Genomic DNA, 12,247 nt, shown 5'->3' on the forward strand with positions numbered 1-12,247 from the left:
TCACCATCTTGATAAGCAGAGGTCAGCGTCTGCTGTTCAGAGTCAGAAAGTGGAGCAATAAAGCGCCTTCTTGCCATGGTTCCATCCGTGCCCGAGATCCTTGCATCGATAATACACGAAAATATTAGATTAAGCACTTACCTTGGATCAATTTATTGAAGATCTGCTTCCTGCCAATTTTGATGAACGAGATGAGGATGAACAGCGCCAAATAAAAGAAGAGCTGCTAGCAAATCTGGAACTTCAGTTTGAGATAGATGCAGAAGCGCAAACAGTCACGATAACCTCCTGGGATCGTGGGCTACGTAATAGTGCAGCGCGCGATTCGGCGCTGGTTTATCGTTACGAATTTGAAGGTGCCGACCTTAGTGGCATTTTAAGCAATGGTATTATCACTTGTTACGGTGCGTCTTTTGAAGGGGGAGGGGGCGTTGCTGTTGATAGCTTTGATTCACAGTTAGGTGCTTATGACCTCATGGGAAACAGTGGTGGGAAAGCCTCACTAGTATCTCTTCACGAAAATAGCCTGCTGAATTTTAATATGGGGTCTGCTCCAGGTGTTACGGGAGATATATTTACAGCCGGAAATATGGAAGTCACCAATACCATGCCTATAGATGGTGATGTACATAGCATGGGAGACGTTACTCTAAAAGGTAATGATGCGTTAATAACAGGAAATATATACTCTGAAAGTAGTGTGCTCTTTCAGGTTGGCACTAGAGTAGATGGAAATGTTCTTGCTAACGTTTCTGTAAAAGTATCAGGAAATTGGGGGAGTGTTAATCCCTTGCAACCAAATGGTAGTCGTAGAGGGGCTACTTCCTATGCCATTGGTGGTGATGTAATCTCACCAGATATCTATACACAAATAGGTAATAGAATTGAGGGGGAACAGAACCGCAGTTTTCCTGGAGTTGTATTTGAAGATTATTTAAGTGAAGGGTTAAAGGTCGTTCGGGAAGGGCAAGCCTGTCCTGATTATGGAGTGAGAGAAATTTACGATGAGTATAGCTTTAAAAGCAATCCTAGAAATGTAAGCGTTCAAAACTGGAATGGCCCGGAAGATTCAAGGGTGCTAGGAGAGTCCCAGTTTATAGGCGGATATGAAGTTTTTCATGTTAATAGTTTGACCATAGGCGGGGAGGGCTTGGTTATAGGAAAGCCCACGGTGATTGTTGTAGATTCCAATGTGTCACTAGTTCTATGGGGAGACTCTGCTATTACCCTGCGTGAAGGTGCTTCGCTACGTATTATTTCCAAGGGTAAGTTTGATTTCAACGGGTCAAATGTTTTTGAGATGAGTGGTTTTAATCCTGTTGTTGAAGTTGGAGGGGAATTGGTGCCTGCATTTTCTTTTATCTCGTTATATGAGGGAGAAGGTAGCGCAGTTGCAATGAATTCTGATGGTGATATGTATGGTGAAGTACTTGCCCCGTTTGGTAATGTCTCAATCAGCGGCTCAGCTAGTTTGATGGGGCGCGTTTTCTCGGAAAGCTTGAGCGTAAGTGGTGCCGGTTCAATACACTATGATCATGCTTATGAAGATATTGCCATTACATCTTCGGCTGCTAGCCCCGAGTGGTGCAGCTTTGATGACTTATCCCCTTTAACCGTCGTAAGCCCTGTTGGTAGCTTATCTCTTCCAAACTCTAAAGCAGAGTTTAATGGTAAAGACAGTGTTCCTGATATTACGGTAACCCAAGGCGACCTTGAAAGGTTCTCCGGCGCTAACGCCGCCAACGATAATATCCAGGGAGGCATTCCTAATGGGGTATTTAGTCGTGGTGAAAGTGCTGAAAAATTACATGCTTTTATCGAGATGCTGCGTACCCGAAGTGATACTGTTCAAGTGCAGGGAGGAAGTATTGAAAATAATGCTGCTTTTGGAAGTAAAGGCAACGAGCAGATCACTTTTGTAAATGGTGCCATCGATGCAAATAATATATCCGGTGCGGGTGTGTTAGTGGTTAAAGGTAATTATAATGCTGGAGGGAATTCCAGTTTTGATGGGTTGATTATTGTGTTGGGTAACTATTCACAAAAGGGCGGCGGAGGAAGAGACTTAAACGGCGCTTTGCTAGTCGCGCCTTATAATGTCAATGGCCTAAAATTCACTGAGGCGAATATTGAGTTTAGCGGCGGCGGAAGCAATGATTTTAATTATGATGAAGCGGCGCTGCGTACTGCCTTTAATTTACTGGATGACGAAGAGCAGGCCAGTTGGGGGAGTTGTAATGTTCCACCGTCGTCTGGTGATGGTGAGCTGATTTGGTCGTTAATAGACTGGCGTTGAAGCTGTTCGCCACCCGTCTGGCGAAACGTTATGATAGGCGTATTTACCTAAGAGCTAGAACATCATGAGTCAGACAGCCAAAACCCGCGTTCTCACCGGCATCACCACTACTGGAACGCCGCACCTGGGTAACTATGTCGGTGCCATTAAGCCTGCCATTGAGGCAAGCCAGGATCCGAACGTGCAGTCGTTCTACTTTCTTGCCGACTACCACGCGCTGATCAAGTGCCAAGACCCGAAGCGCGTGCAGGAGTCTCGCCTGGAGATCGCCGCGACGTGGCTGGCGCTTGGCCTGGATACCGACAACGCGATCTTTTACCGCCAGTCGGATATCCCGGAAATTCCAGAGCTGATGTGGATGCTCTCCTGCGTGTGTGCCAAGGGGCTAATGAACCGCGCCCACGCTTATAAAGCCGCCGTGGCAGAGAATGAAGAGGCCGGTAATCAAGACCCGGATAAAGGCGTCACCATGGGGCTGTTCGGCTATCCGGTACTGATGGCCGCTGATATTTTGATGTTCAATGCGAATAAAGTGCCGGTTGGCCGCGACCAGATTCAGCATATCGAAATGGCGCGAGATATGGCTGGCCGCTTTAACCACCTGTTTAAAGGCCAGTACTTTGTACAGCCTGAAGCCGTCGTGGATGAGAAGGTGGAAGTGTTGAAAGGGCTGGATGGACGCAAGATGTCCAAAAGCTACAACAATACGATTCCGCTGTTTGTGAGCGAGAAAAAGCTGCAGAAGCTGGTGCGTAAAATCAAAACCAACTCGCTGGAACCCGGCGAGCCGAAAGACCCGGATACCTGCACCCTGTTCCAGATTTTCTCAGCCTTCGCGAGTGAATCCGAAGCGTTGGCTATGCGCCAGCAGTACGCAGAGGGCATTGGCTGGGGCGAAGCGAAAGACCGCGTATTTGAGTATGTCAACGCCCACCTAAGCGCCCCTCGTGAGCGTTATAATGCGCTGATGGAAGACCCGGCGCATATTGAAGCAGTTCTGCAAAAAGGCGCTGAGCGTGCCCGTGAGGAAGCCGCCGTGACCATGGATCGGCTGCGTGCTGCGGTAGGGCTTGGACGGTTTGTTTGATCACTTGATAACCCTTATCTAAATTAGCTAAGCGCTTGATTTCTGTCGGCGCTTTTAGCATTACTTAAAGGTGAGCTATGGCGACGACCTCTACGGTGGCACCGGTTAACTATCGAGTGCCTCTACTGGCAACTGCGGCCATTGTGCTGGGTGCCTTGGTGATTGGTGTGCTGTTTAGCGCCAATATCGGCTTACTTATGATCGTAGGTGGCCTGCTGGGTATGGTGCTGTACCACGCGGCGTTTGGCTTTACAGCGGCGTGGCGGGTGTTTATTACCGAGCGCCGTGGGCGTGGGCTGCGGGCGCAAATGGTCATGCTGGCGATTGCCGTGGTGCTGTTCTTCCCGGCGCTGGGCGCGGGCAGCCTGTTTGGTACGGAAGTGCGCGGCTTCGTTTCTCCCATCGGTATTTCTGTATTAGTGGGCGCGTTTATCTTCGGAGTAGGTATGCAGCTAGGCGGCGGCTGTGCGTCGGGCACGCTGTTTACCGCAGGCGGCGGTAACGCGCGTATGCTGATTACACTGGTATTTTTTATCGTGGGGTCGGTGATTGGTACCGCGCATTTTGCTTGGTGGCAAAGCTTGCCCGCTTTCCAGCCGGTATCGCTGGTCAATGTAGCCGGTGTGGGTGGAGGCATCGGCATTAGCTTGGTGCTGTTTGCTGCGATTGCGGTGTTGACCGTGATTATGGAGAAGCGCCGCCACGGTCATCTAGAGCAAGCCCCGATGGTGGATAAGCCTGGAGCCGAGCGTTGGTTATCCGGCCCGTGGCCATTAGTCGCCGGAGCGGTCGCCCTGGCACTGCTAAACTTTGCCACGCTGGCACTGGCTGGCCGCCCCTGGGGGATCACCTCGGCGTTTGCGCTGTGGGGCGCCAAGAGTTTTGAACTGGTAGGCGGCGATGTGAGCCAGTGGGGCTATTGGCAAGCACCCGGCAATGCCGCCGCGCTGGAAGCCAGCGTGTGGAGCGACATTACCACAGTGATGAACGTCGGTATTATGTTGGGTGCGCTGGCAGCGGCCAACCTGGCCGGGCGCTTTGCCCCTAACTTCCGTATTCCACTTAAATCTGTGCTGGCGGCGGTGATTGGCGGCATTATGCTGGGCTACGGGGCTCGCTTGGCCTTTGGCTGCAACATTGGCGCTTACTTTAGCGGCATTGCTTCCGGCAGCCTGCATGGCTGGGTGTGGATGGCAGCGGCCTTCGCTGGCAACATGGTAGGCGTTAAGCTGCGCCCGCTATTTTTTGATGGCGAAGCAGGGCGCAAGCCGGTAGCGAAAAGCTGCTAAACGTTCCGCCGTTCAAACTGCGTCATAGCGCCTTGGTTAACGCCAAGGCGTTTTTTTATCGAACATCGCGAAAAACCCCGTACTTCTTCTAGTGCGAGGATGGATAGCGAGGGGCGCGAGAGCGCCCCTAGTCCGGCCTCGATTGTTGCTCAATATACTGCTTGACCATGCTCAGGGGGGCGCCTCCGACACTTCCCGCAAAGTAGCTTGGACTCCACAGCGAGTTCTTCCGGTAGGCGGGCTGCACCAGTTCAGGGTGTAGTAACTTCATCCGCCGGCTGGATACCCCCTTCAAACTATTCACCAGCCTGGATACCGCCACTTTGGGTGGAAAGTTGACAAGCAAATGGACGTGATCGGTTTCACCGTTGAACTCCTGTAGCTCCGCCTCGAAGTCCCGACACACTCGGTCGAAAAGTAATTCGAGGGAGTTGAGATGCGCGCCGGTAAACACCTTGCCCCGATACTTGGTGACGAAGACCAAATGGACGTGGAGTTCAAAAACGCAGTGCCTTCCTGTTCTGATAGCTTGTTTGGTTTCCATAGACCAAATATATTCGAAGCCATGAAGCAGACCAAGACCCTCAAGGTTCGAGTGAAGGACAAACACGCCGCCGAGCTTAACCACATGGCCCGCAGCGTGAATTTTGTTTGGAACTACCTCAACGAACTGTCTTCCCGAGCCATTCGGGAGAAAGGTCTGTTTCTGTCTGCCTACGACATGCACCCCTATACCAAGGGTGCTGGCAAGGACCTCGGCCTGCACAGCCAAACGCTGCAATGCATTGCTGCTGAATACGTTGCCCGCCGCAAGCAGTTCAAAAAGCCCCGCCTGAATTGGCGCAAGTCCGGCGGTGTGCGCCGCTCACTTGGCTGGATTCCGGTCAATACCGGCGCGGCCAAGTGGAAGAACGGGCAGGTGTTTCACAACGGCACCTACTTCAAGGTGTGGGATAGCTACGGCCTGTCGACATACAAGTTCCGTGCCGGCAGTTTCAACGAAGATAGCCGGGGCCGGTGGTATTTCAATGTTGCGGTCGAGGTGGACGTTCAACCGACGCTTGGGCAGGGTGCCGTTGGCATCGACCTTGGGCTCAAGGATGTGGCCACCTGTAGCGATGGAGGAAGGCTGGAAAACAGCCGCTTCTACCGCCGGATGGAAGACCAGTTGGCGACAGCCCAACGTGCCCGCAACAAGCGGCGAGTAAAAGCTATTCACGCCAAGATCAAGAACCGTCGCCAGGACGCGCAGCACAAGTTTTCCCGGAAACTCGTCAACCAGTACGGCGAAATCGTCGTGGGCGATGTTTCCTCAACCAAGCTCGCGAAGACCAAGATGGCCAAAAGCGTCTACGACGCTGGCTGGTCACAACTGAAAACGATGCTGGAATATAAATGCGCTCACGCAGGCATCGTCTTCAAGGTCGTTCGCGAAACCAACACCACCCGCGCCTGTTCGTCGTGCGGCTCGCTTAGCGGGCCGCCGGGCGTCAACGGGTTGCGAGTAAGGGGCTGGGAGTGCGTGGAGTGTGGTGTACTCCACGACCGGGACGTGAATGCGGCCCGGAATATCCTCAGTCTCGGGGCAGGACGTTGCCCTCAAGAAGTTGGAATCCCCGTCCTTTAGGCGGGGAGGACGTCAAGTCTCTGCCACCTTTGTCGTACTAGCATGTTACATTACGCTCAAACGCCGACAACGCCCAGCGTTGCTGCATTGCAACAGCAATTGACATAAAAAGAGAGTGCCTATGTCTACGACGAGTAAACGCCCCCTGTACATTCCTTACGCCGGTCCTTCGCTGCTTGAAATGCCGCTATTGAACAAAGGCAGCGCGTTTACTCAGGAGGAGCGGCTAGCGTTTAACCTGATAGGCTTGTTGCCACAAAAAGTCGAAACCATTGATGATCAGCTTGAGCGTGTTTACCGCCAGTACCAGCAGTGCCATAGCGATTTAGAGCGCCATATTCACCTTCGTGCCATTCAGGATGACAACGAAACGCTCTATTTCCGTCTTGTCTCTGAGCATCTGGAAGAGATGCTGCCGATTATCTACACGCCGACGGTTGGCCAGGCGTGCCAGGAGTTCTCCAATATCTACCGCAATCACCGGGGGTTGTTTATCAGCTACCCGGACCGCGAGCATATGGACGATATCCTGCGTAGCGCCACCAAAGATAACGTGAAAGTGATCGTGGTGACCGATGGCGAGCGGATTCTCGGCCTTGGTGACCAGGGTATCGGTGGCATGGGCATTCCTATCGGTAAGCTGGCGCTCTACACCGCTTGCGGCGGGATTAGCCCAGCCTATACGCTGCCGATCATGATCGACGTAGGCACCAATAACCAAGCGCTGCTGGATGACCCGATGTACATGGGCTGGCGCCATGAACGGGTAGGCCAGGAAGAGTACGATGCTTTTATGGCGGAGTTTATTGCTGCCGTGAAGCGCCGCTGGCCGAATGTGCTGCTGCAGTTTGAAGATTTTGCCCAGGCTAACGCCGTGCCGCTGTTGGAGCGCTACCGTAACGAACTGTGCTGCTTCAACGATGACGTGCAGGGCACGGCCTCTGTGGTGGTAGGTACGCTGATGGCGGCCTGCCAGGCCCGCGAAGAAACCATTGCCCAGCAGCGCGTGGTGTTTGTTGGCGGTGGCTCTGCCGGTTGCGGTATTGCCGAGCAGGTCGTGGTCGCCATGGAGGCGGAAGGCCTGACCGAAGCGGAAGCGCGGGCGCGCATCTTTATCGTCGACCGTGACGGTTTGATGACCACGGATCAAACGTGGCAGCGGGATTTCCAGCGCCGTTTGGCCCATGACTCTTCGCTAGTGGCGGAGTGGAACGGCCAGGGCTTGGAAGAGACCATTGCCCAAATCAAACCGACGATCTTGATTGGCGTATGTGGCCAGCGCGGTATCTTCACCGAGCAGGTGGTACGTACCATGCACGCAGGCTGCGAACATCCGGTGATTATGCCGCTCTCGAACCCGACCTCCCAGGCGGAAGCGGTGCCAGAGGATGTGATTCGTTGGACCGATGGCCAAGCGCTGGTAGCCACCGGTAGCCCGTTCGCACCGGTGGTCTATAACGGCCGCACCTATCCGATTGCCCAGTGCAACAACGCCTACATCTTCCCAGGCATCGGTTTAGGTGTGATTGCGGCCAACGCCAACCGCGTGACCGATGAGATGCTGATGAGCGCCTCGCGGGCGCTGGCCCGCGAAGCGCCGCTAGTGAAAGAGGGCAAAGGTGCGCTGCTGCCACCTCTATCGCGTATTCGCGATATCAGCAAGTCGATTGCTTTTGAGGTGGCCGCACAAGCCCAGCAGAACGGCGTTGCGTTGAAGACCAGCGGTACAGCGCTGCGCGAGCGTATCGAAAAAGCTTGCTGGTCGCCGGAGTACCGCTTCTATCGTCGTCGCGCCTTCTAAACAGGCGCGCTGGCAAAAAAAGCCCCCACCGAGGTGGGGGCTATGCAAGCATTGGAAGGTCGTACCTCTAGGCTGCGCCGATCATCTTGCGCAGCACGTAGTGAAGGATACCACCGTGGCGGTAGTACGCCAGCTCATTGGCGGTATCAATTCGGCACTTGGCATCAACGGTACGTTCCCCGTCGCTATTTTTAATCACGACTTGAACGGTGCCGCCGGGGCTTAAGTCGTTCAAACCAGCAATCGAGATCTCCTCATCCCCTGTTAATCCCAGGCTTTCACGGCTTTCGCCTTCCGGGAACTGTAGCGGTACCACGCCCATACCGATCAGGTTAGAGCGGTGGATACGCTCGAAGGATTCGGCAATGACTGCGCGCACGCCTAGCAAACGGGTGCCTTTGGCAGCCCAATCCCGCGAGGAGCCGGTGCCGTACTCCTTACCAGCAATCACCACCAGCGGCGTGCCTTCCTCTTTATATTTCATTGCGGCATCGTAAATCGCCATCTGCTCGCCGCTCGGCACGTGGCGGGTTTCGCCACCTACCACGCCGTCGAGCATCTCGTTTTTGATGCGCACGTTGGCGAAGGTGCCGCGCATCATCACTTCATGGTTACCCCGGCGTGAGCCGTAGGAGTTGAAGTCGATCGGCTTCACGCCGTGCTCTTGCAGGTAGCGCCCGGCGGGGCTATCCGGCTTGATAGAGCCAGCAGGCGAGATATGGTCGGTGGTGACGGAGTCACCCAGTATCGCCAGTATGCGGGCGTTCTTCACGTCCTCGATGGCGTCTGGCTCCCGCTGCATGCCTTCAAAGAAGGGCGGGTGCTGAATATAGGTCGATTCCGGCCACTCGTAGACCTTACCCTCCGGCACTTTGATGGCTTTCCACGTCTCATCGCCTTCGAAGACGGCACCGTACTCCTTTCGGAACATCTCGGTGTTCACCTTCTCGACGGCACTGGCGATATCGGCCTGCGAAGGCCAGATGTCTTTCAGATACACCGGGTTGCCGTCGCTGTCCTGGCCGAGCGGGTCGGTGGTTAGGTTGCACTGCACGTTGCCCGCCAGTGCATAGGCAACGACCAGGGGTGGCGAGGCCAGCCAGTTGGTTTTGACCAGTGGGTGAACGCGGCCTTCGAAGTTGCGGTTGCCCGACAGCACCGAGGCCACGGTGAGGTCGCCGTTGTTGATGGCTTTTTCAATCTCCTCCGGCAGTGGCCCAGAGTTACCGATACAGGTAGTGCAGCCGTAGCCCACTAGGTTGAAGCCTAGGGCGTCTAGGTCATCGTTAAGATTGGCGGCGGCGAGATAGTCGGTGACGACTTTAGAGCCGGGGGCCAACGATGTTTTTACCCAAGGCTTGGTGGTCAAGCCTTTTTCGCGGGCGTTGCGGGCCAGCAGGCCTGCCGCCATCATTACGCTGGGGTTGGAGGTGTTGGTGCACGAAGTAATGGCGGCGATGACTACCGCGCCGGGGTCAAGGCTGAAGTCCTGCTCGCCCATGGTGACGGACTGGCTGTCACTGTGTTTAAAGTCGTGCTCGTAGCTACGCTCAATACCCACCGCTGTTTGGCCACCTTCCGAAGCAAGTTTGCCCTTCTCGGTGGTGGGGAGTGCTTTGCCGTCCTCTTCCATGACTTTGTTAAAGGCGCTGGCCATATCTTTCAGGGCAACGCGGTCCTGCGGGCGTTTGGGGCCTGCAAGGCTTGCTTCTACCTCGTTCATATCCAAGCTGAGTGTGTCAGTGAACACCGGCTCGTCACCCGGCTCACGCCACAGGCCTTGGGCTTTGCTGTAAGCCTCAACCAACGCGATCTGGCTATCTTCACGACCGGTTAAGCGTAGGTAGTTGAGCGTTTCGTCATCCACCGGGAAGAAGCCGCAGGTGGCGCCGTATTCCGGGGCCATGTTGGCAATGGTGGCGCGGTCCGCCAGCGGCAGGTCTTTCAGGCCATCGCCGTAAAACTCGACGAACTTACCTACCACGCCTTTTTTGCGCAGCATTTCGGTGACGGTCAGCACGAGGTCGGTGGCGGTAATGCCTTCCTGCAGCTTGCCAGTCAGCTTGAAGCCAATCACCTCGGGAATCAGCATGGAAACCGGCTGACCCAGCATGGCGGCCTCGGCTTCGATACCGCCCACGCCCCAGCCCAGTACGCCGAGGCCGTTAATCATGGTGGTGTGGGAGTCGGTGCCTACCAGCGTGTCGGGATAGGCAAAGGTTTTGCCATCTTCCTCTTTGGTCCATACCGTGCGGCCCAGGTACTCTAGGTTCACCTGGTGGCAAATACCGGTTCCGGGCGGTACAACGCTGAAGTTATCAAAGGCTTTCTGGCCCCAGCGCAGGAATTCGTAGCGTTCGCCGTTGCGCTGCATTTCGATATCGACGTTTTCTTGGAACGCCGTCGGATGACCGAACTTATCGACCATCACCGAGTGGTCGATCACCAAGTCCACTGGAGAGAGCGGGTTGATACGGGCGGGATCCTCGCCCAGTTTTTCCACCGCCGCGCGCATGGAGGCGAGGTCGACCACGCCAGGCACACCGGTAAAGTCTTGCATCAATACCCGCGCTGGCCGGTAGCCTATTTCACGGCTGGATTTACCCTCTTTCTGCCAATCTACCAGGGCCTGCATGTCTTCCTGGTCGACGCTTTCATCGTCAGCGAAGCGTAGCTGGTTTTCGAGCAGGATTTTGAGCGTCTTGGGTAGCCGGTCGATATTGCCAAGGGCTTCAGCGGCTTTGGGCAGGCTGTAATAGTGGTACGTCTGGTTGCCTACCTCTAACGTATGCTGCGTATCGGGTATTTTGCTCATGGCTTTCTCCTCTGATTGCTTGGCGTTACGCGACGGTCACTCTTTTCTTGGTATGGCGAATCAATAGTATGGCTTATTAATAGCACATGGGTGTTTCACCATAGAGTTTCAAGGCATCTTTGCCTAATAGCGTAGACTAACCCTTGTAATAGCTTGTACTTGGCGCCATTTCAGGCAGACTCTCTTGCAACGTTATTTGCTCAATATTGTGACAAAGGTGGTGTCATGGAAACGCGTCATGAACGTTTGATTATTCTTGGTTCCGGCCCTGCAGGGTATACCGCAGCGGTGTATGCAGCACGGGCTAACTTAAAGCCGCTGCTGATTACCGGTATGCAGGCAGGTGGCCAATTAACCACTACAACCGATGTGGATAACTGGCCCGGCGATGCCGAGGGCGTCCAGGGGCCTGAGTTGATGGAGCGCATGAAGCAGCACGCCGAGCGTTTCAATACCGAGGTGCTGTTTGACCATATCAATGAGGTCAGTCTAAGCGAAAAACCGTACACCCTGAAAGGTGACAGCGGCACCTACACCTGCGATGCGCTGATTATTGCGACCGGTGCCAGCGCCCGTTACTTGGGGCTGCCCACTGAGCAGCAGTTTATGGGTCAGGGTGTTTCTGCCTGCGCCACTTGCGATGGCTTTTTCTATCGCAACCAGGAAGTGATTGTTGTAGGCGGGGGCAACACCGCCGTGGAAGAAGCGCTGTACCTTTCCAATATCGCCTCTAAGGTGACGCTGGTACACCGCCGCGATACCCTACGCGCCGAAAAAATTCTGCAAGACAAACTCTTCGAGAAAGCCGAGGCGGGCAAGATTGCTTTGGAATGGTTCTACGAAGTAGAGGAAGTGCTGGGCGACAACACCGGCGTGACCGGCGTGCGGGTGAAATCTACCAAAGATGGCTCCACCAAAGAGATCCATGCGCCGGGGCTGTTTATTGCCATCGGCCATAGCCCCAACACCGGCATCTTTGAAGGCCAGCTGGAAATGAACGGCGGCTATATCAAAGTGAAATCGGGCAGTGAAGGCAACGCAACGGCGACCAGCGTGCCGGGTGTATTTGCCTGTGGCGACGTGATGGATCATATCTATCGCCAGGCGATTACCTCAGCAGGCAGCGGCTGCATGGCCGCGCTGGATGCCGAGCGCTATCTGGATGGCATTGCTTAATTATATATGTCTGTTGCTAGCAGCCTGTCGGTCTTTCCGTTGCACCGTGAGATACTGACCACCGTCATCGCCGAGCTGAGAAGATCGCCATGAGCCGCTTCATCCCTGTGGATCGCCAGACCGATTACCTGCTGCCGCCTTCGGTAGACGAGTGGT

General features: G+C 54.7%; 8 protein-coding genes. 6 read left to right on the top strand and 2 right to left on the bottom strand.

Going from position 1 to position 12,247, the window contains the following annotated elements:
* Positions 1-142: 142 nt before the first annotated feature.
* The 3 genes from AC13CN_RS05475 (at position 143) to AC13CN_RS05485 (ending at position 4,672) form a co-directional block, all read left to right on the top strand.
* Entirely contained in the window at positions 143-2,296 is a 2,154-nt protein-coding gene (locus tag AC13CN_RS05475) for a DUF7305 domain-containing protein (RefSeq protein ID WP_483053054.1), read from the top strand.
* A gap of 64 nt (positions 2,297-2,360) precedes the next feature.
* Positions 2,361-3,383 (top strand): tryptophan--tRNA ligase, encoded by a 1,023-nt coding sequence (locus tag AC13CN_RS05480; RefSeq protein WP_044630340.1) that lies wholly within the window; start codon positions 2,361-2,363, stop codon positions 3,381-3,383.
* 77 nt (positions 3,384-3,460) lie between these two features.
* On the top strand, positions 3,461-4,672 hold the full coding sequence (locus tag AC13CN_RS05485; protein ID WP_474790929.1) for a YeeE/YedE family protein: 1,212 nt from the start codon (positions 3,461-3,463) through the stop codon (positions 4,670-4,672).
* Between the two features lie 127 nt (positions 4,673-4,799).
* On the opposite strand, the gene tnpA is transcribed toward AC13CN_RS05485, so the two are convergent.
* Complete coding sequence (gene tnpA, locus AC13CN_RS05490) at positions 4,800-5,216, bottom strand: IS200/IS605 family transposase (protein ID WP_044630342.1); 417 nt, start codon at positions 5,214-5,216, stop codon at positions 4,800-4,802.
* Here tnpA and AC13CN_RS05495 point away from each other — a divergent pair.
* Positions 5,109-6,299, top strand: coding sequence for an RNA-guided endonuclease InsQ/TnpB family protein (locus AC13CN_RS05495; RefSeq protein WP_427722563.1), 1,191 nt, complete (start codon positions 5,109-5,111; stop codon positions 6,297-6,299). The two genes, tnpA and AC13CN_RS05495, sit on opposite strands and share 108 nt — an antisense overlap.
* A 121-nt stretch (positions 6,300-6,420) precedes the next feature.
* The gene (locus tag AC13CN_RS05500) at positions 6,421-8,100 is read left to right on the top strand and encodes an NAD-dependent malic enzyme (RefSeq protein WP_058577287.1); all 1,680 of its coding nucleotides are present in this window, start codon (positions 6,421-6,423) and stop codon (positions 8,098-8,100) included.
* 67 nt (positions 8,101-8,167) lie between these two features.
* Here the strand turns inward: AC13CN_RS05500 and acnA are convergent, their stop codons facing one another.
* Positions 8,168-10,915, bottom strand: a complete 2,748-nt coding sequence (gene acnA, locus AC13CN_RS05505; protein ID WP_058577286.1) for an aconitate hydratase AcnA — start codon at positions 10,913-10,915, stop codon at positions 8,168-8,170.
* 225 nt (positions 10,916-11,140) lie between these two features.
* Here acnA and trxB point away from each other — a divergent pair, with 225 nt between their 5' ends.
* Positions 11,141-12,091 (top strand): thioredoxin-disulfide reductase, encoded by a 951-nt coding sequence (trxB, locus tag AC13CN_RS05510; RefSeq protein WP_044630346.1) that lies wholly within the window; start codon positions 11,141-11,143, stop codon positions 12,089-12,091.
* Positions 12,092-12,247 lie beyond the last annotated feature (156 nt).

Source organism: Vreelandella sp. L-25 (assembly GCF_056857535.1).